The organism is Acinetobacter calcoaceticus, assembly GCF_016508255.1.
GTDB lineage: Bacteria > Pseudomonadota > Gammaproteobacteria > Pseudomonadales > Moraxellaceae > Acinetobacter > Acinetobacter calcoaceticus_E.
The window spans coordinates 44,184-70,388 of record NZ_JADVKT010000001.1; the positions used below are offsets into that span (position 1 = coordinate 44,184).

Consider the following 26,205-nt stretch of genomic DNA (forward strand, 5'->3'; position numbering starts at 1 on the left):
TGACAGTTCGTTTTATTTTCGCAACAATAAAAGAAGATATAAATATAAAAAAGCTCCACAATTTAGTGAAGCTTTTTTATTGCTGAGAACTAATTATTTATCAGTTTCAAACAATGCAGCAACAAATGATTTAGCCGAGAATGGTCTTAAATCATCAATTTTTTCACCAACACCAATAAAACGAATTGGCACATGGGTACGACTTGCAATATTAAAGAGTACGCCGCCTTTAGCAGTTCCATCCAACTTAGTAATTGTAATACCAGTTAAACCAACAGCTTGGTCAAACTCTTGCACTTGGTTAATCGCGTTTTGACCTGTACCTGCATCTACTACTAACATAATTTCATGAGGTGCAGTTGCATCAATTTTTTGCATAACGCGTTTAACTTTTTTAAGTTCTTCCATCAGGTTGCTTTTATTATGTAAACGACCTGCTGTATCTGCGATTAATACATCAATTCCCTTAGCACGAGCACTCTCAAAGGCATCAAAAATAACAGAGGCACTATCGGCTCCGTGACCTTGTGCTACAACAGAGATATCGTTACGTTCACCCCAAATCTGTAACTGTTCTGTTGCTGCCGCACGGAATGTATCCCCAGCAGCTAACATCACTTTTTTACCTTCACCTTGCAAACGCTTCGCTAATTTACCAATAGTTGTTGTTTTACCAACGCCATTTACACCAACCATCAAAATGACAAAAGGCGACTTGTTAGGGTCAATGTGTAAAGGCTTAACACGTGGAGCCAACAAAGCGACCAACTCTTCTTGTAACGCTTTATAAAGAGAGTGGGAATAGATCAAGTCACCACGAGCTGTACGCTCTGTCAAATTGGTAATGATCGTTTTAGTTGCCTCAACACCAATGTCTGCAACTAATAATTGCTCTTCGACTTCTTCCAGTAACTCATCGTCAATTTCCTTTCCACCGATCAAGATATTGACCATACCATCAGCGAAATTACGACGAGTTTTAGTTAAACCCTCTTTCATCCGGCCAAAAAAACCAGATTTTGGTTGTTCAACCGCTGTATCTGTAGAAGCTACCTCAACCTTGGCTACTTCAATATTTTCTTGTGATTTAACAGGAGATTCAACGATGGGAACATCGATAGCAGGTAAATTAGGTAATGTGACATCGTCATCACCGATCTCAGCATCTATCAAGAATTTATTTTGCAGATTCGATTGTTGCTCCATGCGGATTCCTTGAAAAGCAGCGTGTTTAAAAAGATAAAGTTTAGCATAAATTCAAAATTTTGCCTGCCACAATAGTGCTCAAAAAGCTTTGGAAACCAAGATTTAGTCTGATTCACTCATTTACTGAGTATCTTCCTGAGCGAGTGCTGGATATTGCTTAATATGAGCATCTTCAAATTGGTAAGCATGCATTAACTTTAAATACTCTGCCCGATGAATTTCTGACTGAGCTATAAGCAACTCAGCCATATCTTGAGTTCTTGGATAAGTCGCCTGATGAGAAAGTTGTTTAATTCTTTGATATTGATCCGGACTAATCGGCCGAAGTAATGCTAAATATGCCAGCACAAAAATACAGCTAATGACAATAACCACAAATAGGTTAAAACATTGATCAATTTTTAACTCAGACTTTAATTTAAGAAAATTTTGTTTGAATATGAGCATGACCTACCTCGAATTAGTGTAGTGTAGGGTTCAATGCTCATAAGCACAAGATCAAACATCCAGTAAAGTTGATAAACATACCTTACTGGATAGTATGCTTAACTTATTAGTGAACGAATGACAGAAAAGTATAAAATTGCTGCAATAATCACCAGGACTAAAAACATCGCAAAAATACTTAATCCTTCTTCTGCATCTGCTGGATGTAATTCATCTTCGTCGGCAATTTTTCGAAGCTCCCCATCATAAACTTGATAAAACCAGTTTTTTTGGGTGGGTTCCAAATGTCCAGCAAAATCAAATACCCTTTTACGCTGTGCAAGACAATAATCCCCTAAATGGATTTCCTGATGAAAGATAGCTTCATCTAATAATTTACGGTGATAATGGGCCAGTTCTATGATTTGTTCCTCTTTAGGCGGAGTATCAAAAACAAAGCCGTCGATTGTATTTGTCATATTTTATTCTCCTTGTCTTTTATTCTCATATTGATTTTAATCAAAATTATTTGTGAATAATGTTTAATCATGTATCCTAATAGTGAACTAAGTGATATATACTAATAGTTGACAAATCCATCAATTTGTAATATTAGTTTAATAATTCTAAGTTAAATTAATTTAAAGGCAGTGGCCTTTAGAAAAAGTAATCATAATTACAATAAGGAGTTTTATATGATTCAACGTATCTCTCATCATGATTTAGAACATGTATACGCAACTGCTGTAAACACAATTCATTCTCAAATGAATTTTCAAGATGCAGTTACACAGTTAGAAGAAGTTGCTCGCGCTGGGCACGGTAAAGCCGCTCTATTCTTAGCAGAATTGTATTATCAAGGTTTCCGTGTTGAACGTGATTCACTTAAAGCACAATATTGGCAAAAGTTAGCCACAATGCAAGCATAAAGAAACGTCACTTAGGTGGCGTTTTTTTTATACCCATAAAAACCCGAAAGTTATCAATTTATCTACAGTCTTACTTCTCCAATTCAGTCATGACCCAAGTGGCTTTTAAAAGCAATTTGTTAGTCTTGTATTCCACTAAAGCTTTAATCACTTTGACTTGCTCAAGTCGTGTTTTTCTTAGCTGGGAATATTTGTTTACGATTTGATACCTGTTTAAACTGAAATGTCATCTAATTTTTCTATAATAAGTAAGACAAGTTAAGAACCATTAAATTGACAATGAATAGTTTAAGCAATCTACAACCGGTTTCAAAAGACTTGATGATTCAGATTTATATTTTAAGAACCATGATGTATTGCGGAGTTCTTTGGGGACTATTTCATGAAGGTTGGGCAATTAAATCAGATCAGGAAGGCTTTATTTTTCCATTCTGGCTCAATGGCTTGCAAGCTCACCGCTACGCAAAAGAACATTGGCCCCATTACAAACCGAGAAGAATTACCCCCAAAGATTTTCACGAATCGTTATTACCAACATTAACCCGACTCAACGTTACACCTGCTTTATTTAATTCTTCTCATAGGAAGTTGAAATTATCTACTCAGCAAATGCATCATTTCTTTTTTAAACATCCACACTGGCAAAGAGCCTAAAGTTTTCTTTAGGTTCTTAACCGCTATTAGAATGCTTTTTGAACGCTTGAGTGTAAAACTTGTATTTGAATGACTATCAAGTCTTTGCATTTTTATAAAATCAAGCTAATTTAAAACAAAATGATAAAACACGGGACAGAAGAAATGACAATCGTTGCACAAGTAATCAAAAACAAATCAGAGCAAGATATTTTTACAATTTCTCCGGAAGCCACTGTCCTTGAAGCAATTAAGATCATGGCTGATAAAGGAATTGGTGCATTAGTTGTAGCCGAAGGTGAAAAAGTTGTCGGAATTTTATCTGAACGTGACTACACGCGAAAAGTGACACTTATGGAGCGTTCTTCATATAGCACTACAGTCGCTGAAATTATGACATCTAAAGTACTTACTGTAAGCCTAAACAATACAGTTGAAGAGTGTTTACAGCTAATGACAGATCGCCATTTACGTCATTTACCTGTATTAGACAATGAAAAATTAGTTGGCTTTATCTCTATTGGTGACTTGGTAAAAGCAGCAATGGAAGATCAGAAAAACTTAATTGAACAGTTAAAACAGTATATCTCTGGTTAATGATTTGAAATAAAAAATGGGCATATAAATGCCCATTTTTTAATACTAAAATTTAAAGATAGCTATTAATCAAAGCAACTAAACGCTCTAACAAATCATCAGCCTGTGCTTGAGTCATATTAATAGGTGGTAATAGGCGAACTACCGAACCTGCTGTAACGTTAATAATAAGCTTATGTTGATCCCGAGCAATGGCAACGAGTTCAGCACAATCTTTAGGCAATTGAATACCAATCATCATGCCAAAACCACGCACTTGAACATTCTTTTCCGTTAACTGTGCACGAAGTTGATCAACAATATAGCGTCCTACTACTGCCGCATTTTCTACAGCATTCTCTTTTTGAATTGTATCAATTACTGTATAAACCACACGCGAACCCAATACAGTACCGCCATAGGTAGAACCATGACTACCAGGCCCCAATAGACCAACAGCCTTACCTTGTGTCATTACTGCCCCGACTGGAAAGCCATTTCCAAGTCCTTTCGCAGTCGTCAGGACATCAGGCACAATATTGGTATGTTGATAAGCAAAATATTTACCAGTACGTCCATTACCTGTTTGAATTTCATCTAGCATCATTAGCCAGTTATGCTGATTACAAATATGACGGACTTCTTCAAGATAGCTAAAGCCCTGAGGCGCAGTATTAATACCACCCTCGCCTTGAATTGGTTCAATCAAAATTGCAACAATATCTGGATGCTGTAATGCAGCTTCCTGAATTGCATCCACATCACCAAATGGTACACGGATAAAATCATTCACCAAGGGAGCAAATCCATCTTGTACTTTTTTATTACCAGTTGCTGAAAGTGTTGCCAAAGTACGGCCATGAAATGATTGTTCCGCCACAATAATCTTCGGCAAACGTACACCTTGTTGGGTACCAAATTTACGAGCAATCTTAATCGCACCTTCATTTGACTCAGCGCCACTGTTTGAAAAGAAGATTTCTTCCATGCCAGAAACCTCGGCAAGCTTCTGAGCAGCCGCAGTTTGCCAAGGAATTTCAAATAAATTACTTGTGTGCACAAGTGTTGCAGCTTGTTCAGCAATTGCTTCTGCAATAACTGGATGCGCATGCCCCAAACCACATACAGCAATACCAGTTAAGGCATCTAGATATTCTGTACCATCTTCAGTATATAGATATGCCCCTCGGCCTCGTACAAAACTGATCGCTTGGCGACCATAGGTAGCCATTAAGTGTGATGGTTGATCAGGTTGTATTGGAGCTAGGGTAATATCAGTCATAACGAACTCTGTCTGTATGAGGTTTTAAGAAGGGTTTATATAAGCAAAAACTGGCTCTAATGAAAAGTCTCATCAATCATTTATCTAAAATTTCGTCCGCTTTTCGCTATCGCTTCGGTTTATACAATAAAATATTGAATATTCAATGCAACTTTAAGTAATCAGGTGGTTTGCAAAGCAACATGAACACCCCCTATAATGCTGCTAGATTAGTTGAGGATCTATTTATGACTGAACAAGCACGTGATACTGAAGCGTTAATCCGCGATCAAATTGCGAAGCATCCCGTTTTACTTTACATGAAAGGCACTCCACAGTTTCCACAATGTGGTTTCTCTGCACGTGCTGTAGAGGCGCTCAGTCAAATTGGTCGTCCATTTGCATATGTAAATATTTTGGAAAATCCTGATATTCGTGCAACCTTACCAGCAATTGCGAATTGGCCTACATTCCCGCAACTTTGGGTAAATGGCGAACTTATTGGCGGTAGCGATATCATGCTTGAAATGTTCCAAAATGGTGAATTAAAACCATTAGTTGAACAATATAGCGCAGCACCAGAAGCGTAAATAATAAAAAAGCCAATCAATAGATTGGCTTTTTTATGCTCTCAATTTTAAAGATCGCTCACTCCAACATAGCGAAATAAACCTTCCATACCTAAATCAGATTTAAAAACAATCAAATTTTCATAGCTTGTTGTCGTTAGAGCTTCAAAAATATTCATATTTGGATCTTCGTGTAACTCATCCACACTCTGGTTCATACACTCTTCAAATCGATCCGCAACAAATTCGAATCCTAAATCCATAGCAATAAATAAAGTATGCTCACATGGCTGAACATATTGTTCTTGCGCCCAGTCAATTATCGCTTGTTTGCAAAAGGGACACTCAATATTTGCAGAGGCATCGTTAAGTTCTATTAATTGATATGGCATTAGATTTGAAAAGTAGAGAAAAATTATAGTTTAGAAGAAATTGATTAATAGTTCTATAGACAATCGGGAAAGTAGTTAAAATACGTACATAAAAATTACAAAGTAATTACAATATAATTTCAAATTCACCTCTAATAATTAAATAGTGCTTTTATCACCTACTTACAAAAAAATTTAGCATAAGAATTATCGTTGCAAAAATAATAATGTAAACTCATGGTTGTTGCAGAAATAGGATATTTTAATGCTCACTGATCTTGATGATTTTTATTGTTTTGCTCTCGTTGTTGAGCATGGTGGCTTTAGTGCTGCAGAGCGTGTAACGGATATACCAAAATCAAAATTAAGTCGCCGTGTGTACAGCTTAGAAGAAAACTTAGGCGTTCGCTTAATCCAACGTAGCTCTCGTCATTTTGCTGTTACAGATATTGGGATGGATATTTATAGACATGCTCAAGTTATGATGAATGCTGCACAAGCTGCTCATGATTTGGTGGATCATTTAAGTATTCAACCTAGAGGCGTGGTGAAGGTCAGTGTGCCTGTTGATATTGCCCAAAATCAACTTCCAAAAATCCTACCTGCGTTCTTAAAAAAATATCCAGAAATCCGTTTGCAACTGATGGTTAGTAACCGTCGAGTGGATGTTATTAATGAAGGGATTGATATCGCCTTACGAGTTCGCTCGAAACTCGATGATGATCCAAGTTTAGTTCTTAGACAGTTTGCCCTTATAGAGCAAAGTTTATTCGCAAGTCAGGCATATTTAAATGAATTTGGGGATATAAAAAATCCAGAGCAACTGAGTGAACACCGCATTTTAAGTTTGTCTGAAGATCATCTTGATCAACAATTCATTTTGCATGGACCAGACAATCAACAAAAGAAAGTCAAAGTCAGCCCTATTGTAATGGGCACAAACATACACATGTTGGCTCAATTGGCGAGTCAGAACTGTGGTATCGCCTTATTGCCAGAGACTGCAGCAGAAGATTTCCTGAAGTCTGGACAACTTCTACAAATCTTACCAGACTGGAAAGCACCTCATGGAATATTACATGCTGTATATCCATCAAGACGAGGATTACTACCTGCTGTCCGAGTATTTATTGATTATTTAGTAGAACATCTTTCTGAGCGTTAAAATAAAAAAGTTCGATAATTTATCGAACTTTTTTTATATTTTTCAAATTGCAGGATAATTTCCTACACCTTCAGGCCATGGTGTTAATAGCTCAAAGCCAGTATCTGTCACTGCAACCATATGTTCCCATTGAGCAGATAACGAAAGATCTTGAGTAATGACGGTCCATCCATCATTTAACTCTTTCACTTGCGGTCTACCAGCATTCACCATAGGCTCAATGGTAAAGACCATTCCTTTTTTTAAGACCAAGCCTTGCCCTCGCTGCCCATAGTGCAAAACATTAGGTTGTTCATGGTAAACCTTACCAATCCCATGTCCACAATATTCTCGAACAATGCTATAGCCTTCTCGATGAGCAACCGACTGAATAGCATAACCAATATCGCCCAATGTAGCTCCGGGCTTAACCGTATGAATACCTGCAACCATCGCTTCATAAGTTGTATCAACTAGTTTTTTCGCTTGTGGGTTTACATTACCCACAAAATACATGCGACTCGTATCACCAAAATAGCCATCTTTAATAATTGCGACATCAATATTAATGATATCGCCATCTTTTAAAATTTTATTCGGCGATGGTATTCCATGACAAACAACTTCATTTACTGAAGTGCATATCGTTTTTGTAAAACCGTGATATCCCACATTAGCTGGAATAACTTTTAAATTATTTACAATATAGTCATTACAGAGGTTATCTAAATATTCAGTAGATACGCCTGGTTTAATATAGGCCCCTATCATTTCTAAAACTTGCGCAGCCAAGCGCCCAGAAATTCTTAATTTTTCCAGATCTTGCTCAGTTTTTATTGTAACAGTAGAAGCTCTCATTCAGTTTATCCTCGTAGACACTGCTTTTACAGTACCTACAAAAATTTAAGTTAATTTAGAACATTTTAGAATGGATGTGGGATAGGCTGGAAGCTTTAAATGCCCAAATATTCAACATTCATAATAGAAATTTGTATTTTTATTTTTGCATAATTTCTTTTAAAAGTCAGATATAAAAAATGATTTCATGATTTCTTTCAATGACTTTTCAACTAGATACCTTAACCAGTTGATATTTTTAATATCTCTTAAAGTTTTCTAAGCTCCTAAAAAAAGCTTTTTCACTTAAAATACCACTTGATCATGCTCTCTTTTGCTCTAAAATTCCTTCTTTTTTATTAAATTTAATTTATGCAACATCTTCGTACTGGAGATATTATTGCCTTAGGTTTTATGACCTTTGCCCTTTTTATTGGTGCTGGCAATATTATCTTTCCTCCCATCGTCGCTCAGCAAGCTGGTGATCATGTATGGCTAGCTGCTATGGGCTTTTTGATTACTGCTGTTGGTTTACCCGTAATTACCATCATGGCACTCTCTCGTATGCAGGGTTCCATTGAAATTATTAGCTCTCCTTTAGGTCGAGTAGCAAGTCTGATTTTAACTGTTGTCTGTTATTTATCAGTTGGCCCTTTATTTGCTACCCCACGTACAGCTACTGTTTCTTATGAAATTGGTTTTTCTTCTTATTTTGGAACATCAAGTAGCAGTCTTTTAATCTATAGCGCAATTTATTTTTCATTTGTAACTATAGTTTCACTTTACCCAAACAAGTTATTGGACACAGTTGGACATGTACTTGCACCGCTAAAAATTATTGCTTTAGCAATTTTAGGCATTGCAGCAGTTATGATACCTTCTGGTTACGTACCTGCTCCAATTAACCATTACGTTACAAGTCCAGTTTCGGAAGGTTTCGTAAATGGTTATCTCACCATGGATACGTTAGGCGCACTCGTATTTGGTATTGTAATTATTCAAGCTATTTACTCTCGCGGCGTAACGGATAAAAAGCTAGTAACTAAGTATGCAATTATCGCCAGCCTTATTTCAGGTGCCGGTCTTACTTTAGTCTATTTAAGCTTGTTCAAATTAGGTTTAGGTAGCCATGAAGTTGCACCAAATGCAGCAAATGGTGCAGTAATTTTACATGCATATGTTCAACATGCCTTTGGAAATATGGGTTCATTATTCTTAACTGGACTAATTTTTCTAGCCTGTATGGTTACAGCAATTGGCTTAACTTGTGCGTGTGGTGAATACTTTGCTCAGTTAACTAAATTACCATACAAGCTTTTAGTATTTATTTTAGTTGGTTTCTCTTTCATTATTTCTAATCTTGGCTTAACCAAACTGATTGCAATATCAGTACCCGTTTTAAGTGCAATCTATCCACCTGCAATTGTGGTGATTATGCTGAGCTTCTTTTGGAAATTTTGGCACAAACCTTCTTTTATTGTCGGTTCAGTAACGAGTATTGCTTTAATCTTCGGTATTGTTGATGGTCTTAAAGTTGCAGGTTTCGGTGATTATTTACCTGAATTTCTTCAACATTTGCCATTAAATGAACAAAACTTAGCTTGGTTGATCCCATCTTTAGTTGTTCTTGTAATTACCGTTATTATCGACAAAGTTAAATTCAAAAACATTTAATCTAGTGGCTTTCTTGAAATCGAGTTTTATCCAAACATGATTTTATATATTGAATAGAATGCTGTGTTTACCCAACCGGCATTTTATTTCCATACTAGCTTTCAATGACAAATCAACTATATATATAATCAATTTTTACTGTAAAATTACACTAAAATAATTTTTAGCTTACTCAGGAAAGAAGAGCAACAATGAAAACTAAATATTACTTAACATTAGCAGATGCAGAGTTTTTAATGGAAGAAGCTCAAAAATATGCAATTGAAAACAACTTTAAAGTCAGCATTGCTATTGTTGATGAAACAAGCTCCTTATTACTCATGAAACGTTTAGATGGCGCCTCTCCTTTAAGTTCACATTTATGCTTAGAAAAAGCAAAATGCTCTTCAATATCAGGTAGACCATCAAAATTTTACGAAGAACTTCTACAAAGTGGCCGTCTTGGTTTCTTAAGTATGCCCAGCGCTCAAGGGATGCTAGAAGGTGGAAAACCGATTATTCATGAAGGTCAAATTTTAGGTGCTATCGGTGTATCTGGTGTTCAGTCTTTTGAAGACGCAGAAATTGCTCAACATGCGATTGATACCTTTTTTAAAAAGCAAAATAGCTAAAATAAAATGACAGGAGAGAGAAATTATTCCACTTTTCATTTAAATAATTTCTCTTTCCTAAGAGTATAAGTATTTCACACAAAAATATTTAATATTTACTTTTTTAATACCTTAAGCATTTATAAACATGGAGGTTTTTATAAAACTGCTCAAAAAATTTTCTATTCGCTATTGAATTGAATTAAAAATAGAAGTACAACATTAAGCTTAAAACTTATTCTTGACTAAAACATTAGGTTTTAGCGCAACCACAAGGAGGGATGGAGATGTTATCAATACATTTCAACAAACAAGTCTTCATTAACACTCTGAACAGCAAAGATTCAGTCGTTTATGGAGTAACACCGCTTGCTCTTATGCTGACTTTACTGTTTCAAGGTATGATTAAAGGAAATCTGAAACCCGAATACTTTATGTATGCGATGGTTGTTTCTTTCATATTTTGTCTGTGGGCCTTTGTCGATCATAAGATGCGAAAGTTAGCTAAAAGACGTCTTAGTCAACAATAATTGTAAGATTTAAAAAATGGATGAGTGATCATCCATTTTTTAAATACCCAGAAATAAAAAAATTGTTCCAATAACTAAAAGAGCTGTAGCTAATAATTCAGTAATAATTAATGCTACCATCATTAAAGACATTAACCATGAAGGTAAGTTAAATCTACCTAACTGATGTGGTGTTTTGAATTGATTTGTCGTGTCCTTTAAATACCCATGTACGATATAAACCAATATTGAAAAACTGAAAAACAAAACATTCGCTAACACGCACCATAAAGCAATATTTTCATTTAAAACAGTAAAATAACTCAATACAGCAAGAATTAGGCTAGCAGCTGCATAAAGCAAGCTACTACGATGAGCGATGTCAACATAATAGTGGGCACGATGTAAGTCCGAACGGCGTATTTGCCAATATTTCCACACCCCTGTTAACATGCCTATCCATAAAAATATGCTACTAAATACAATTGCTAACTGTACAGCTTTTGGTAAATCCATCTTTTTCCCAATTATTCGTTTTATTAAAATTTAACGAGCTGTATAGCATAAATCCTGACTTTATAGTCACATTTTAATCAAGTATCATTTTAGAACTCATGTAAATTAAAGTTATTAACAAGCTAATCATTACGTAATATTATGGATAACACTTTTGAATCATTTTGGATGACCTGTGAAGATGGTTATCAACTTGCTGCACAATTTTATCCAACTCAATCAAAAAAATCGGCAAATCCTGTTTTGATTTGCCCCGCCACGGGTATTACTAAAAATTTTTATCATCCTTTTGCTACATGGTTAAGCCAAGAAGGTTACGACGTATTAAGCTTTGATTTCCGTGGAATTGGAGATTCATTGCATGGGCCTTTAAAGCAAAGTGATGCAAGTATTAATGATTGGGGAATGCTTGATATTCCTTGCGCAATTGATACTTTATTAGAAAAAACACAAGCAGAAAAAGTTACTTTACTTGGCCATAGTGCGGGCGGGCAACTGTTAGGAATTGTGCCAAATTTTAATAAAGTAGCGAAAGTTGTTGCGGTAGCAGGTTCTACTGGCCATGTAAAAGGGCTTAAAGGTAAAACCAAGTTTTTGGCCCCTGTCATGTTTAACGTTATCTTTCCAATTTCTAGTACTTTAAAAGGTTATGGTGCTACTCAATTTATTGGCATGGGTGAGAACTTGCCTAAAAAAGTCGCACAACAATGGAAAGAGTTTTGCAGCAATCCAGGTTATGTGAAAAATGCTATTGGTAAAACTATCTTTCATGACTTTCATACTGAAATTATTTGCCCTATTACTTCTATTTGGGCAAGTGACGATGAAATTGCCACTCAACATAACGTTGAAGATTTATTAAGTTTATACCCTAATGCATCTACTAAAATGCTAGAACTAAACCCTATAAAACTTGGCTACAAATCAATTGGGCACATGTTAATGTTTAAAAAGTCACATCAAAAACTGTGGTCATTCTTAGAGCAAGAAATTCAATACTAATTTTAAATTCTATCATTTACTTTTTGCCTCTATACCCGTAATCCGGTTTAGAGGTTTTTTTATTATTGTTATCCCCCTTTTTATAAAATTATTTTATTAAATTTATAGTTACCATAAGAAATTAAAATATATTAAGTATTGATTCCTTTGTATTTAAAATAAGCATTTTTTACGTAAATACGTCGATATAGCCTTAAAGTTCTGCTATGGTAATTTGTCTGAAGCTGTTGTTTAAAAATGGGGAAACTAACCTGTTTTAATACAAACAGCTTCTTTTTTTCTGTTTTAGCTAAAACCAAAGAAATTGTTCAAGGATAAATATGCTAGCACTAGAGCCTCGACATATTCATATGAATCAACATGCTGTTGATAAAAAGCATGCATTACAGTGTCTAGTAGATATATTAGTAAAAGATGGGTTAGTTACACCTGAATATATAACAGGACTCGTCAATCGCGAACAGCAAAGTGCTACCTATTTAGGTCAAGGAATTGCAATTCCACATGGCACTCCGCAATCTCGTGAATTTATTTTAGAAACAGGTATTCGATTAGCTCACTTCCCTGAAGGAATAATATGGGATGGGGAAAACACGATTTATTTAGCTGTTGTTATTGCAGCAAAGTCTGATGAACATTTACAAGTACTACAAATATTAACTAGAGCTTTAATGCAGGATGTAAGTGAACAGGTAAAAAATGCGACTCAACCTGAGCAAATTATTGAACTATTACAAGCTCAACCCCTATCTTTAACTCTGCACGAAAATTTAATTCAAACTGAAATTGAATCTCAAGATATTGAAGATTTGTTGTGGTCAGCCTCTCAAATTCTAAAAAAACACAATTTCGTAAAATGTGGTTTTCTAAGCTCACTCGATCCGGATCAAGTTATCCAGTTACAAGACCAGATCTGGTCTATTTCTAGCAGTAAATTTGTTCAACAACCAGCAATCAGTATTGTAAAACCCCGCCATGCTCTAGATGTAGGTGGGCAAAAACTAAATACATTAGTCTGTATTGCTGCCAATGAGCAGTTAGATAGTCAAAGATTTAACCGACTTATTGATATTTTATTTAATCCAGAACAAGTTGCACAACTAGATCAAACACAAGCACCAAATGAAATTGCTAAAATTATTGGTGCAGATGTTATTCCAGATTGGCCACACCGTTCAGTTGTATTAGCCAATGCACATGGATTACATGCTAGACCAGCGACTCATTTGGTGAACTTAACAAAAACTTTTCAAGGCGATATTCAAGTCGCAGTGGACGAAGGTAATTTTGTTTCAGCCAAAAGTCTGACTCGTCTACTCGCATTAGGTTGTAAACGCGGTCAGACCTTACGTTTTATTGCTGAGCCAGAAACAGATGCTGTTGAAGCTTTAGATAAAGTTATTCAAGCCGTGCAACAAGGCTTAGGCGAAGAAGTTGAACCAATTCAGTCTTTAAATACAAAAGAAGCTCAATCGTCCCAAATAGTAAAATCACTGCCAAAAATACTAAGTACGAATACCGGTATTCCAGCTTCAACTGGCTTAGCATTTGGACCTGTACATGTCATTAAACCTAAGGTTTATCAATATGAACGTATGGGTTTAAGTGTTAAAGCAGAAAAAGAAAAACTGGATATTGCACTTCACGCAGTTAAAAACAATATTCACCAAGTTATTGCAAAATCTGAAGCTAATGAAATTAAGCAGATCTTCCAAGCACATTTGGAAATGCTAGACGACCCAGATCTGATTAATGGTGTTTATCAAAAGATTAACCTAAACCTTTCTGCTCCTGCTGCTTGGCATGAACATATTGAAGCAGCAGCTAAAGAGCAAGCAGCTTTACCAGACCGTTTACTGGCTGAGCGCGCTACAGACTTACGTGATATTGGCGATCGGGTTTTAGCTCAACTCTGTGGTGAAGTTATCATCGAAGAGCCAAAAGAGCCTTATATTCTAATCATGTATGATGTGGGACCAAGTGATGTAGCTCGACTTAACAAAGATCGTGTAGCAGGTATTTTGACAGCTGTAGGCGGTGCAAGTGCCCATAGCGCTATTGTTGCACGTGCTTTGGGTATTCCCGCAATTGTTGGTGCTGGCGATCAAGTACTAGATATTGAACAAAAAAGTTCTCTTTTAATTAATGGAGATACAGGAACTTTTGTATTAAACCCCAATACTCAGCAAATCGAACAAGCAAAACAGGAACGTGAGCTACAACAAAAAATCCGTGAAGAAGCTGAACGTCATAGCCAAGAACCTGCGATTACTCTAGATCAACATCAAATCGAAATTGCTGCCAATTTAGGAAAAGTTCAAGCTACAGCCCATGCGGTAGAATGTGGTGCCGAAGCAATTGGCTTACTTAGAACTGAGCTTGTTTTTATGGCTCATAATAGTGCTCCAAATGAAGCTTCTCAAGAAGCAGATTATCGTGTTGTCTTAGATGCTCTTGCTGGTCGTCCACTTGTAGTGCGTACTTTAGATGTTGGAGGTGATAAACCTCTCCCTTACCTTCCAATTGCTGAAGAGGAAAATCCATTTTTAGGTCTAAGAGGTATTCGTTTGACACTAAGACAGCCAGAGCTGTTACGTCAACAACTTACCGCTTTGCTTAAAGCCGCCGATGGTCGCCCTTTACGCATCATGTTTCCAATGATTGGTCGTGTAGAGGAATGGCGTGCTGCTAAAGCCATTCTTGATGAAGTAAAAACTACATATTCATGCGCCAACTTACAAGTTGGTATTATGATAGAAGTTCCTTCAGCAGCTTTACTTGCCCCTATTCTTGCTCAAGAAGTGGACTTTTTCAGCATAGGAACAAATGACTTAACTCAATATACTTTAGCTATTGACCGTGGTCACCCCATCCTCTCGGCTGAAGCAGATGGCCTACATCCAAGCATTTTGCAATTGATTGATCACACTGTAAAAGCTGCACATAAACATGGCAAATGGGTAGGTATCTGTGGTGAACTGGCAGCCGACCCCAAAGCTGTCCCAATCCTTATGGGATTAGGCGTAGATGAGCTCAGTATGTCTCCAAATAGTATTCCTTTGGTAAAAGCACAAATTCGCACACTGAATTACAGTCAGGCTCAAGTGCTTGCACAGCGTGCACTCGAATGTGATAGTGCCCCTGCTGTACGCCAGTTATCCGAACAAAAAATGTAAAGATTAGGAACAGTAATGGCTAAAGTTTTAACAATTACTTTAAATCCTGCAATTGATGTAACTATACAACTCAATGAGTTACAGGTCGGTGAAGTAAATCGCCAAGAATCTGTAGAAGTACATGCAGCAGGCAAAGGCTTAAATATTGCACAAGTTTTAAAAGATTTGGGGCATGAGGTTATTGTTTCTGGTTTTCTCGGAACAACTAACAGACAGATTTTTGATAAGCATTTTAAGGAAGCTCAATTCCAACCTGAGTTTATTTATATTGAAGGTGAAACTCGCCAAAATATAAAAATTGCTGAACATTCTGGACGTATGACGGATTTAAATGGAAAAGGTTTCTTAGTTTCAGAACAAGACAAAAAGAATCTATTTCAAAAAATCGAAATGATTTTGCCGCAGGCCGATGTGGTTGCTATTGCTGGGAGTCTTCCGCAAGGTTTTAGTGTCCATGAGTTACAGCAACTTATTAAACTCATTCAAGAGCAAGGGAAAAAAGTTGCTCTCGATACAAGTGGTAAAGCACTGGTCGCTGCAATTGAGTGCCAGCCATGGATGATTAAACCAAATACCGATGAGTTAGTAGAAAGTTATCAGCTACCTGCCACGACTTATACTGAACAAAAAAAGCTTTTTGATAACTTAGCTAAAATTGAGCATGTGGTTATTTCGATGGGTGAAGACGGTGTAAATTGGCTACATGAAACACACCCCCTACATGCTCAAGCCCCTAAAGTGATCGTTAAAAGTACTGTTGGTGCGGGCGATTCTCTTTTAGCCGGTATGATTCATGGCCTAATAAATAACTTCTCTCCCGAAGAAACATTAAAAACGGCTACGGCAATTGCGAGCCATGCTGTAACACAAATTGGCTTTCGGATTCCAAATACTGAAAAGCTAAGTCAATTAAAAGCCCAAACTACAATCAATTCATTGAGTGAATCTGATGCTAACTGCTAAACATTTATTATTAGTCATTAATAGTCCGCAACAGCAAGTCAATGCTTTGATTTTGGCTCGTAAACTTGCACAAGTCGCATCCCAACAGGGTTATCCCAATAACATTATTTCGCTTGATGAATTCGAAGCAAATGAAAACTTGGATCAAGTCATTGTTGTTGGACAACGCCCAAAAGACCTTAAAGTTTTTGGTACACACCCTTTATCATTAGTTAGCATTGAAGAGATCAAACATGATGCTCATTCAGCTTTCCAAACTGCCTTAGATCATTTTAAGCCTGCTCAAGATTGGCAAAATGATAATAAACCAACTGCAAGCACAGTCACTAAATTCGTAGCAATCACTGCATGTCCTACTGGGGTTGCACACACCTTTATGGCTGCCGAAGCGCTACAACAAGGTGCAGAAAGACTTGGATATGAAATTGAAGTAGAAACACAAGGTTCCGTTGGTGCAAAAAATATTTTATCAGCCCAAACCATTGCTGAAGCGGACATCGTGATTCTTGCTACTGATATTGAAGTTAACACAGACCGTTTTGTGGGTAAGCGCGTCTATCGATGCGGCACTGGTTTTGCATTAAAGCAAACAGAAAAAATCTTTGCTGAAGCAATCAGCAATGCACAAGTTTTAGAACAAGGTAAGCAACAAACATCAGCCGAGAACAAGGATAAAACCGAAAAAGTTGGCGTATATAAACATCTTTTAACAGGTGTTTCTTATATGTTACCGATGGTTGTAGCTGGAGGTCTTTTAATTGCCCTCTCCTTATGCTTTGGTCTAAATGCTGCTGAGCAAGCCGGAAGTTTACCAGCTATATTGAAACAAATTGGGGCGGCAGCATTTATGCTCATGGTCCCGATGTTATCGGGTTATATAGCCTACTCAATTGCCGATCGCCCCGGTCTTGCACCTGGTTTAATTGGTGGTTTACTGGCCTCTCAATTACAAGCAGGTTTTTTAGGCGGTATTGTTTCAGGTTTTCTTGCTGGTTATATCGCTCTTTTTATTGCAAAAAAACTCAAACTTCCTACAAGTTTAGAAGCCCTTAAACCGATTTTAATTATTCCTTTATTAGGCACTTTATTTGTTGGTCTCATTATGTTCTACGTGGTTGGACAACCTGTAGCACATATTTTCGAGCTAATGAAAGACTTCCTAAATAATATGGGTACAACAAATGCTGTGTTAATGGGAATTATATTAGCAAGCATGATGTGCATTGATTTAGGCGGCCCAATCAATAAGGCAGCCTACGCTTTTACTGTCGGATTACTCACAACAAATACCTATATGCCAATGGCAGCAACAATGGCGGGCGGTATGGTCCCTGCTATTGGTATGGCTATTGCAACTTTTGTGGCTAAAAATAAATTTAGTATAGGAGAGAAAGATGCAGGTAAAGCCGCTTTTGTATTAGGTTTATGTTTTATTTCAGAGGGTGCAATTCCTTTTGCAGCTAAAGACCCAATGCGTGTTATTCCGACCTGTATTTTAGGTGGAGCTGTGACTGGAGCACTTGTGGCCTTATTCCACTGCGAGTTAGTTACTCCTCACGGCGGTGTATTTGTTCTTTTAATTCCAAATGCAATTAATCATGCGTGGCTATATCTCGCTGCAATTGCAGCAGGTAGTATCGTTACAGGAATAAGCTATGCCATTGTTAAGAAAAAAGTAGAAGAAAAAATTGTGACTACTGCATAATTAAAAAAGGGAGAATATAAATTCTCCCTTTTAATTTACAGCACTTAATCAAATAAAAAAATTAAGCTCATTATTATCTAACGCTAACTTAAATAATCTTATTATTATTTAATCTGAATAGCTCGGGCCATAATCTGTACTGGCACTTCCTCTGCTAACATTACAGTTAAAGTTGGGTCTTTTTGCGATTCCGTAGATAAATTCTGAGATTCTAAAACTGTATTTACATCTTTTGGAGCTAATCTAAACATTGCACCTGTTGCAGGATCTACAATTAAAATTCCAATTAAACCGCCAAAAAGAATATTACCAAAATACCAACCACTCAATGCCCCAGTAACTTCTACAGTTTTGCTTTGATAACCTGATTTACTAAAGCTGACCTGATAACTTTCAGGTTTAAAATAACCAGCTCCCTTTTTCAAACTTACGGTGACTGGAGTTTGACCCGTATGGATTTTTACACCTTTACGATTTTTAATCTCAATTGTTGCAGACTCTGGAACACTAGTAAAAGTAACTATTTGTGAAGAACCAGAAACAATAGTTGCACAACCATTAATTCCTAAAGTTAAAGCAATCAAAGATGTAAGTAATACTTTTTTCATCATTAAGCCAAAAGATTTATCAATATTTATTGGAGTGCGCACTATATTAAATGAAACAAAAAATAACAATTAAAATACAATTCATTAGATTAACAATTAAGCAAGTACTTTAATAAGAGTAGTGAGAAATATAATTTATAGAAAAAAGAGTGAGTTTTAAAATGTTACTTAAATAAAGAAAAATTATAATTTATTTATAATAATTAATTAGTTAACCACAAAAATCATTTTACCTTATAAAATAATAGATGAATCATGTTAAATGTATGGTAAATTTTCCTTGAATCGACTCAAATCAACCAATTGATATTTATAATTATTTATTATTTAAATATGTTGATTTTTCATAATTATGACTTTAGAGACAAAAACTTTCTCGTTCAATGCCACGGTCAAAACAAAAAAAATTTTCTACGATGCCTTGGCAAACCAATATCGTTTAATTAACGATCAAGTAAGCATAATTATTTGCAGTCTTTACCAAGTATAGCTACGTTTTATTAAGGTAAGGCCAGTTATAAAAAGTCATTGTTAAATGAAGTTATATAACTTTTGCTCACCAAGTAAAGTCCTGCTATAACTTGCTTGATGAAACTATATTTTTCAACTATTAACGATAGTTCACCAGAAATGCGATCCACCAAGGTATGGGGAAAAGTCAATGACAAAGAAGTATGCGCGTTTTTTACCTACAACAGAATCTTTTACTCTTGAAGATTTTCCATATTATTGGATTACTCAAGTACATGCTCAGTATGTACAAAATATTGATAATGCTTTAAAAAAATATGGTTTAGATAACTCACGTCGACGCATTATGTTGGCTTTAAGTAGTAAGCCCCATGCCAGTGTTTCTGAACTTTCAGATATGATTATTTCAAAAATGTCGACAACCACCAAAATTGTCTACCGTTTAAAAGATGAAGGTTTGGTTGAAACTTATTCTTGTCAGACTGATGGTCGAATCACCCGCGTGGTACTTACAGAAAAAGGTACTGAAATGATCAATAAGATTAATGATCTAACCAGCGTAGTACTCGAGCAATCTTTTGAAGGCATTACCCCTTTGCAATTAGAAAAAATGATGGAAAGTTTAAAATTACTTTTAAAAAATCTTTCTCGTTAGAAATGGAATAGATGTCTTATAGTAAGTAATAATTAAGCTCTCTTTATGAGAGCTTTCTGTATTTTAATGCATCATCTAGGTATTGATTGAAACAACATCCCACATAAAGTAATCAATTAACCTCCCATCTGTTGACTTGAGCCCTTAACTCCAGTAGAAATTCTCTTTCAACAACTGAATAGCAAATCTTTGAAAATGGCTAAAAGAAAATACAAAAGTGACAAATTTCAAGTACGTCGTATTAACCGTCAATGGTGGGTACTTGAAAAAGACCTCGAGTCAAACTGCTATTTAAAACATGAACAAGTGGCAACAAAAACCTTAGCAAACAACTATGCTGATGATTATATTGAACAATACTATATGAATCTTTACATTCAACAACAGTTGAAAAAACCAGAAACTGTATAAAAAAGCCATTTGGCTTTTTTTTATTTTTAATAATTAGAGATTATAAAATTAAAAATTATGAATAAAAAAAACCTACATCTTGGGGAAAATGTAGGCTATAAAATGCACAAAAAGGAAATATATATCCTTCTTGATAAGAAGAATTTTACGATAATATAAGCCTTTATTTTATATTACTTTTGTAAAATTAATGGTGGTTATTGTATTTATTTAGACTTTTTTAAAACTCCCATATTTATATATAATGATTAAAATTTGATTTATTAAAATTTTAATCATCGCAATTTACTTCATATCATTTTATAATTTATTTTCATTGTTTTTATTAAGATAAGTCTCTTAAAATAGTTATAAGCTTCTGTTTTAATAAGTTTTTTACAAAAATAAGCATAAATCTTTTTTTTACTCAAGATAGATAAAAATCAATAAATAACAAAAACATAAATTAAATATTAAGTATATAATATATTTAACAAATCAATTTTAGTTCAAAAAAAATACAGGTGGAATTTATTTATTACTGTTTTGATTACTACAGAAAGATTACAATAATGACTGATAAACAGATTAACACCATACAATCTTTCTAGGCATGTTATGACTTCAATGTCGAACAACACCCAAAAGCATTTTATTGTTGAGCAAATTCCACTACCGACTTGGGTAAGTGATGAAAATGGCTTGATATTATATTGCAATGTAGAGTGTACAGAATATTGGCAGGATACTTTTTCTCCATTACCTCAGCAATGGTTAGATTTTATATCTCCTGTCGATTTATATGAAGTCAAAAATAGTTGGCTCGAAGCAATTCGCCTGAGAAAAAGAATAGAATTAAAATGCCGACTTTTACAAAGTGGTAATCAATATAGATGGTGCAAACTCTCTATTCAAGCATCCAAATATCACGGCTCTTCTCTAGCCAGTGAATGGTATGTCAGCTTTTTAGATATTGACCACGATATTCAAGAACAACAAAACTTGCAAAAGAACATTGAAATACAAAATCAAATGTTAGACATCAGTGTAGACTGCATTAAAGTATTAAACGTAGATGGCACAGTCTCTCATATGAATAAATCAGGATGCCTTGCTTTAGGTGTTCCTGTTAATGAAACAAAATTTGGAATGAAATGGCTTGAGCTCTTGCCGCCGCATATCCGTAAACGTGGGCGCGTCGCTTTAAAAAAAGCTCTTCAAGGCAAAGTTGCCAGATTTGCAGGAATGAGCTGTTTACCTGATCAAGAGCCTGAGTATTGGGATAATATGCTTACCCCAATTCATCGGGAGAATGGTGAAATCATACAAATACTTTGTGTATCACGTAACGTCACTCAACAGCATTTAACAGAAAATCAGCTTAGAAATATGAGTGAAAGAGATGAACTTACCGGATTATGTAATCGGCGTTCATTTAAATTTCAACTTAAACGTACCCTTGCCTATTCAAAAGATACCCAAACAAGTGTGGGTTTACTATTAATTGATCTTGATCATTTTAAGCATATTAATGACACTTTAGGGCATAGCGCAGGTGATCATCTTTTAAAAGTCCTATCCAAACGATTTGGTCAATGTGTTGATGATGAAAGATGTTTTGTTGCCCGACTGGGGGGAGACGAGTTTGCGGTTATTATTAATAACCTCGAATCTGAAAATGATGTGCGCGACCTAGCAGCTATTTTACTTCAACAGTTAAATCAGCCTATTACCTATTTAGGGAATGTTCTAAATGGTGGCATGAGTATTGGTTGTGCAATTTATCCCCAAGATGCCATAGATCAGTCAAGTTTACTCAGTTGTGCAGATATGGCATTGCATGACTTAAAAGCGCGTGGTCGTGGTGGTATCCGCATGTATGATCCATGCATGATGCAAATGACTGAAACAGTCGCTTCTCAACTTAATTTAGCACGTCAACTTATTCGCCATCATACAATTCAGCCCTACTACCAACCAAAAGTAGATTTAAGAACCCATCGTGTTGTAGGGTTCGAAGCTTTATTACGCTGGCATACTACCTCAGCCCAAAGAGGTTATCCGGCACAAATTGCTGAGGCTTTTAAAGATTATAATTTAGCGAGTAAAATCGGTGAAACTATGCAACATCAAGTTTTACGTGACATCGCAAAATGGATAGCTCTTGGTATTAACCCCCTACCTGTTTCACTCAATGCTGCACCAGTTGAGTTTTTAAGAGACAACTATGCTGAACGGCTTTTGAAAAAGATCAATCAATTTCACATTCCAACACATTATATTGAAGTAGAAGTAACTGAACATATGCTAGGTGACCGAGGTTCAGAATATGTTATCCGTGCGCTTAATAAATTAAAACAGCATGGAGTACATATTGCACTAGACGACTTTGGTACTGGTTTTTCATCACTCACTCATATTCGTGACTATCCAATTGACAGTTTGAAAGTAGATTGTAGTTTTATACAAAAGATGCAACATGACCCATCAATTTATGCAATTGTCCAAGCAATTGGTTTACTCGCTCCAAATTTATCATTGGGGCTCATCGCAGAAGGCATTGAAACTCCAGAACAAGAAGAGTTACTTAAACAGTTTGGATATAGTATAGGTCAAGGATTTTTGTTTGAATCCGCTATAGACGCCAATCAAGTCATTGCAATACTTAAACAAAATCAGCCCTACTTAGAAAGTCATTACAATGCTTTAAGATAAATCTTTAATAAACTCTCTTTCCTCTATTCCTACTAAAAATAAACAATAATTTTTTAAAAATTGTTCATAATATAAGCAGAAAGATAATAAGTCGGTGTTTTGACACCATACATTGTCATAGGACAATAAGGAGCAATATATGAGTTATCACCATATTTTGGTTCCAGTTGATGGTTCTCCTACTTCACTCATTGCTGTTAATCATGCAGCAGCACTTGCTAAGGCCTTTGGTAGTAAAGTGACTCTAGTATATGCGCTTACTATAGATCCTTTCATTTCTGTAGAATTCATTGATAGTACAGAATTAGCACAGGATTATTTCAATAAAGCTAGAGCATCAATTCAGGGTATTTTAGACCAAGCGAAAGAACAATTTAACCAGCATGGAATTTCTGTTGAAACAAAAATTGTTGAGGGTCAAACAATTCATACAGAAATTATTAAAGCAGCGACTGAGCTCAAAGCAGACTTGTTAGTCATTGGCTCCCATGGTCGAAAAGGATTTAAAAAGTTCTTCTTAGGAAGTGTGACTCAAGCTCTTTTAGGAGAAATTCATTTACCGGTATTAGTCGTAACTGAATAGTTATTTTAAGCTAAAAAAACCGATCTACATAAGATCGGTTTTTTACTACTTAGTATTACTGACCCTTATATGTAAATCTAATCAGAGATCCTGGATTTTCTAATGTATTCGTTACAGAACCATCATCTTTTTGTACATTTCCGGCAGTATCAGTCAATACATATAGAACATTTCCATCTGGACTTGCAATTACATCACGATAGCGGTTGTTGCTCTTAAACATCGGCACAGCATCATCATAAGTAACACTGTAAGTTGGATTTAGCTTAATACGAAAAATAACACCTCGTTTTAAAGATGGAACCAATAATGTATTTTCCCAACCAGAAATTGCTTTTTTGCCGCCCTTATAGACATAAGCAGATGACGGTGCAACTGTCGGCCAGCAAACATAGGTCATATCCCCACAAGTTGGGTCATTATAATTGTAGTTATCTTGGACGGTATATAAAGTTTTTAACGGCGGTACAAAGTTTTTACCAGTCCATTCAGACTCTTTAGTTACTGGAACGCCGGTTGCCACTTTTAAGCCGTTTTGTCCTAAATCTTTAATCTGTGCCTTATTGGTTGCTGCTGAATAATTTGCATAGGCATAACCACTATCATCTTTATAACCTGCTACATTTGGCCAGCCATAATTACCGCCTTTAACAATAAGATTAATTTCATCATCAGAGTTTGGGCCCTGTTCAGATTGCAATAGTTTTCCATTCGGAGTAAATGCCAAGCCCTGTGGGTTACGATGACCAAGCGTATAAATATGGCTAACTACTCCATTAAAACTTGGATTATCTTTTGGAATACTTCCATCCAGATTTAAGCGTAATACTTTACCCATATAGGTATGATAGTCTTTGCCGCCGAGTTCCTGTTGAGTCGGTGTATGCTGTGCTTGATTAGGCAAAAATAAATAAGCAAGCTGGTTACGCCCCTGATCACCAATCGTATAGTAAATCTTTTGGTCTGGTCCAATTACAAGACGCCCCGACTGATGGTCTTTCGATGAAGGTAACCCTGCCAATAAATCTACTGGCTTTTCAAAAGTATCTGTTGTCTTGTTATAGGTATATCTACGAATAATAGTTTGATTTGGTAATTCTTTATCAGTCGATTTTGGATTTTTAAATGTACCTGAAATATAGATATAAGGATTATTTTTAAAGTCAGGATGGAAAGCAAAGCCTAATAAACCGTTTTGTCCATCAGCATCATTTACAATCTCAGGCACCTGAAAAACTGTTTTTACACTGCCCGACTCAGGGTTAACTCTTAAAATTTTACCAGTTGCTCGTTCAGTTAACCAAATTTGATTGTCTGGCCCCCATAACAAAGCATGTGGTTTATTCAAATTGGTCAGAATAACTTTCTTATCAAAATTTTCCGTTTTAGCTTTTGCAAATTGAGCGGGTGTAAGAGGAATATCTGCAAATGCTGTATTAAGTATTAATAGCTGTGCTGCACCTAAAAAAGTGATTTTAGCCAATAAATGTTTATTCATATGTTCAGCCTTATAAATTTCCAAAAATTTTCGGAGAATTACTCACACCTAAGGAAAAAGGTTTATATGAGTTATCTATATGATTTGTATTATGAAGAATAACAAATCTATTAAAATCCAAATTTCTAGAAGGCTCTGTTGCATAAAAGTAGCTATTTAAATCTTTTTAAAAGTACACCTGAGTACTCAGAACAGACAAATTAAATGAAAAATTAAGATCCCCCTTCTATCGCCTCTACCTAGTAAGCGCATTTAGTCAACTTTAAGAACTTATGCTATTCTTCGGCCACTTTTAAAAGTCTCAAATTCTCTATAGCCATGAAACTTACCCCACCTTAAGTTTATTTACACTTCTTATGGTATCAGTTAGTACTTTTGAATGGAGTTTTCTGACTCACTTTAAAGCTAACCCAAAAGTAACAATGTCGTTATGATTGCAACTCAAAAATTAGCACTAGGTATACTCTCTATCAAATAAAGAAATTGCAAGATAGATACTAACTGTATTAAATTTCCCAAATATCCAAAAATAAAACAATTAGTTATAAAAATTATTTCAATATTTTATTTAACCTAGAATCTAAAAAGGTCTACATTTTTCAACTATACTGCTTCACTACAAAATACGTAAAACATATTACTCATTATTTTTAATAAATAAAATGCAAGGATTATAAGTTGGTTTTATTTTTTAATTCAGGTAATTCCAATTTTTGCCCCGCTAAATGATGTTTACAGTTAAAAGAATATTTAATAAAACCTTCTTCTATAAAATAATGACAACGTCCAATAATACTTATGTCCGGATTAAAAGTTGGTTTTTCAAAGCTACCGTTAAAGACCCACTGACAACCATTAGAAAAGGGGTACTCCACCGGAATATAGTGAAGATGCCCACAAGCCGGACACATGTGTTCATACATCCCGCCTTCAAAATATTGTACTTTCATAAAGGCTCCTTTTTAAATAAAAAAGCCAACTTATATGAGCCGACTAAATCTATCCACATAAGAACACTACATATTTTTTAATTATTCTCTAAAGCTTTCTGTTTTTCTTTTTTTACTTTAACTAAGAGATATTACAAATTGATGAAGAGTTTTTTAAATTATTATTTATATAAACTTCATTAAACATAAAAAATTTTCTGAAAAATTATAAAAAATAATTATTATATTTTACTTATTATTAAAAAATA

Annotated in this window: 26 protein-coding genes and 1 pseudogene; 17 read left to right on the top strand and 10 right to left on the bottom strand. The window is 35.4% G+C overall.

Annotation, left to right across the window (positions count from 1 at the left end; all coding sequences use genetic code 11):
* Positions 1-93: 93 nt before the first annotated feature.
* The 3 genes from ftsY to I5515_RS00225 all read right to left on the bottom strand — a co-directional run bounded on the left by ftsY (position 94) and on the right by I5515_RS00225 (position 2,111).
* Positions 94-1,206, bottom strand: coding sequence for a signal recognition particle-docking protein FtsY (gene ftsY, locus I5515_RS00215; protein ID WP_199964208.1), 1,113 nt, complete (start codon positions 1,204-1,206; stop codon positions 94-96).
* A gap of 120 nt (positions 1,207-1,326) precedes the next feature.
* On the bottom strand, positions 1,327-1,653 hold the full coding sequence (locus I5515_RS00220; protein ID WP_199964209.1) for a hypothetical protein: 327 nt from the start codon (positions 1,651-1,653) through the stop codon (positions 1,327-1,329).
* Positions 1,654-1,751: 98 nt separating this feature from the next.
* Positions 1,752-2,111, bottom strand: a complete 360-nt coding sequence (locus I5515_RS00225) for a hypothetical protein (protein WP_005046658.1) — start codon at positions 2,109-2,111, stop codon at positions 1,752-1,754.
* A 216-nt stretch (positions 2,112-2,327) separates the two neighbouring features.
* Between I5515_RS00225 and I5515_RS00230 the strand changes: the two genes are divergently transcribed.
* From I5515_RS00230 to I5515_RS00240, 3 genes are all read left to right on the top strand, one after another.
* A complete protein-coding gene (locus tag I5515_RS00230; RefSeq protein ID WP_003652111.1) occupies positions 2,328-2,561 on the top strand; it encodes a hypothetical protein in 234 nt (77 codons plus the stop codon).
* A gap of 279 nt (positions 2,562-2,840) precedes the next feature.
* Entirely contained in the window at positions 2,841-3,215 is a 375-nt protein-coding gene (locus I5515_RS00235) for a DUF2750 domain-containing protein (protein ID WP_199964210.1), read from the top strand.
* Positions 3,216-3,359: 144 nt separating this feature from the next.
* On the top strand, positions 3,360-3,791 hold the full coding sequence (locus tag I5515_RS00240) for a CBS domain-containing protein (RefSeq protein ID WP_004791938.1): 432 nt from the start codon (positions 3,360-3,362) through the stop codon (positions 3,789-3,791).
* Positions 3,792-3,843: 52 nt separating this feature from the next.
* On the opposite strand, the gene I5515_RS00245 is transcribed toward I5515_RS00240, so the two are convergent.
* Positions 3,844-5,052, bottom strand: a complete 1,209-nt coding sequence (locus I5515_RS00245) for an aspartate aminotransferase family protein (protein ID WP_199964211.1) — start codon at positions 5,050-5,052, stop codon at positions 3,844-3,846.
* Between the two features lie 227 nt (positions 5,053-5,279).
* Between I5515_RS00245 and grxD the strand changes: the two genes are divergently transcribed.
* Complete coding sequence (gene grxD / locus I5515_RS00250; protein ID WP_005306190.1) at positions 5,280-5,621, top strand: Grx4 family monothiol glutaredoxin; 342 nt, start codon at positions 5,280-5,282, stop codon at positions 5,619-5,621.
* 47 nt (positions 5,622-5,668) lie between these two features.
* On the opposite strand, the gene I5515_RS00255 is transcribed toward grxD, so the two are convergent.
* Positions 5,669-5,992, bottom strand: coding sequence for a hypothetical protein (locus I5515_RS00255; protein ID WP_199964212.1), 324 nt, complete (start codon positions 5,990-5,992; stop codon positions 5,669-5,671).
* A gap of 244 nt (positions 5,993-6,236) precedes the next feature.
* Between I5515_RS00255 and I5515_RS00260 the strand changes: the two genes are divergently transcribed.
* The gene (locus tag I5515_RS00260; protein ID WP_199964213.1) at positions 6,237-7,136 is read left to right on the top strand and encodes a LysR family transcriptional regulator; all 900 of its coding nucleotides are present in this window, start codon (positions 6,237-6,239) and stop codon (positions 7,134-7,136) included.
* 42 nt (positions 7,137-7,178) lie between these two features.
* Here the strand turns inward: I5515_RS00260 and map are convergent, their stop codons facing one another.
* Entirely contained in the window at positions 7,179-7,973 is a 795-nt protein-coding gene (gene map, locus I5515_RS00265) for a type I methionyl aminopeptidase (protein WP_199964214.1), read from the bottom strand.
* Between the two features lie 351 nt (positions 7,974-8,324).
* Between map and brnQ the strand changes: the two genes are divergently transcribed.
* The 3 genes from brnQ (at position 8,325) to I5515_RS00280 (ending at position 10,746) form a co-directional block, all read left to right on the top strand.
* Positions 8,325-9,626, top strand: a complete 1,302-nt coding sequence (gene brnQ, locus I5515_RS00270; protein WP_199964215.1) for a branched-chain amino acid transport system II carrier protein — start codon at positions 8,325-8,327, stop codon at positions 9,624-9,626.
* 191 nt (positions 9,627-9,817) lie between these two features.
* Positions 9,818-10,237 (top strand): GlcG/HbpS family heme-binding protein, encoded by a 420-nt coding sequence (locus I5515_RS00275; RefSeq protein WP_199964216.1) that lies wholly within the window; start codon positions 9,818-9,820, stop codon positions 10,235-10,237.
* A gap of 266 nt (positions 10,238-10,503) precedes the next feature.
* Positions 10,504-10,746: a hypothetical protein gene (locus I5515_RS00280; protein ID WP_016137912.1), complete on the top strand. Its 243-nt coding sequence runs from the start codon at positions 10,504-10,506 to the stop codon at positions 10,744-10,746.
* Between the two features lie 39 nt (positions 10,747-10,785).
* Here I5515_RS00280 and I5515_RS00285 read toward each other — a convergent pair whose 3' ends face one another.
* Complete coding sequence (locus I5515_RS00285) at positions 10,786-11,241, bottom strand: hypothetical protein (protein ID WP_199964217.1); 456 nt, start codon at positions 11,239-11,241, stop codon at positions 10,786-10,788.
* 141 nt (positions 11,242-11,382) lie between these two features.
* Between I5515_RS00285 and I5515_RS00290 the strand changes: the two genes are divergently transcribed.
* The 4 genes from I5515_RS00290 to I5515_RS00305 all read left to right on the top strand — a co-directional run bounded on the left by I5515_RS00290 (position 11,383) and on the right by I5515_RS00305 (position 18,087).
* Positions 11,383-12,243: an alpha/beta fold hydrolase gene (locus I5515_RS00290; protein WP_199964218.1), complete on the top strand. Its 861-nt coding sequence runs from the start codon at positions 11,383-11,385 to the stop codon at positions 12,241-12,243.
* A 320-nt stretch (positions 12,244-12,563) separates the two neighbouring features.
* Positions 12,564-15,419: a phosphoenolpyruvate--protein phosphotransferase gene (gene ptsP / locus I5515_RS00295; RefSeq protein WP_199964219.1), complete on the top strand. Its 2,856-nt coding sequence runs from the start codon at positions 12,564-12,566 to the stop codon at positions 15,417-15,419.
* A gap of 15 nt (positions 15,420-15,434) precedes the next feature.
* Positions 15,435-16,382: a 1-phosphofructokinase gene (pfkB, locus tag I5515_RS00300; protein ID WP_199964220.1), complete on the top strand. Its 948-nt coding sequence runs from the start codon at positions 15,435-15,437 to the stop codon at positions 16,380-16,382.
* Positions 16,369-18,087 (top strand): fructose-specific PTS transporter subunit EIIC, encoded by a 1,719-nt coding sequence (locus tag I5515_RS00305; RefSeq protein ID WP_199964221.1) that lies wholly within the window; start codon positions 16,369-16,371, stop codon positions 18,085-18,087. The genes pfkB and I5515_RS00305 overlap by 14 nt, the downstream gene beginning before the upstream one ends.
* Before the next feature lie 104 nt (positions 18,088-18,191).
* Here I5515_RS00305 and I5515_RS00310 read toward each other — a convergent pair whose 3' ends face one another.
* Entirely contained in the window at positions 18,192-18,695 is a 504-nt protein-coding gene (locus tag I5515_RS00310) for a hypothetical protein (RefSeq protein WP_199964222.1), read from the bottom strand.
* A gap of 661 nt (positions 18,696-19,356) precedes the next feature.
* On the opposite strand from I5515_RS00310, the gene I5515_RS00315 reads away from it, so the two are divergent.
* From I5515_RS00315 to I5515_RS00330, 4 genes are all read left to right on the top strand, one after another.
* Positions 19,357-19,821, top strand: a complete 465-nt coding sequence (locus tag I5515_RS00315) for a MarR family winged helix-turn-helix transcriptional regulator (protein WP_002121027.1) — start codon at positions 19,357-19,359, stop codon at positions 19,819-19,821.
* Positions 19,822-20,016: 195 nt separating this feature from the next.
* On the top strand, positions 20,017-20,232 hold the full coding sequence (locus I5515_RS00320) for a hypothetical protein (protein ID WP_199964223.1): 216 nt from the start codon (positions 20,017-20,019) through the stop codon (positions 20,230-20,232).
* Between the two features lie 597 nt (positions 20,233-20,829).
* A complete protein-coding gene (locus tag I5515_RS00325; RefSeq protein WP_199964224.1) occupies positions 20,830-22,926 on the top strand; it encodes an EAL domain-containing protein in 2,097 nt (698 codons plus the stop codon).
* Positions 22,927-23,065: 139 nt separating this feature from the next.
* Positions 23,066-23,509, top strand: coding sequence for a universal stress protein (locus I5515_RS00330; protein ID WP_199964225.1), 444 nt, complete (start codon positions 23,066-23,068; stop codon positions 23,507-23,509).
* A 55-nt stretch (positions 23,510-23,564) separates the two neighbouring features.
* On the opposite strand, the gene I5515_RS00335 is transcribed toward I5515_RS00330, so the two are convergent.
* The gene (locus tag I5515_RS00335) at positions 23,565-25,007 is read right to left on the bottom strand and encodes a glucose/sorbosone family PQQ-dependent dehydrogenase (RefSeq protein ID WP_199964226.1); all 1,443 of its coding nucleotides are present in this window, start codon (positions 25,005-25,007) and stop codon (positions 23,565-23,567) included.
* A 350-nt stretch (positions 25,008-25,357) separates the two neighbouring features.
* On the opposite strand from I5515_RS00335, the pseudogene I5515_RS17445 reads away from it, so the two are divergent.
* Positions 25,358-25,476, top strand: a pseudogene (locus tag I5515_RS17445) (hypothetical protein); the annotation flags it as partial.
* A gap of 202 nt (positions 25,477-25,678) precedes the next feature.
* Here I5515_RS17445 and I5515_RS00340 read toward each other — a convergent pair.
* Positions 25,679-25,957 carry a DUF6527 family protein gene (locus I5515_RS00340; RefSeq protein ID WP_199964227.1) on the bottom strand — a complete coding sequence of 93 codons (279 nt, stop codon included), beginning with the start codon at positions 25,955-25,957 and terminating at the stop codon, positions 25,679-25,681.
* Between the last annotated feature and the right edge of the window lie 248 nt (positions 25,958-26,205).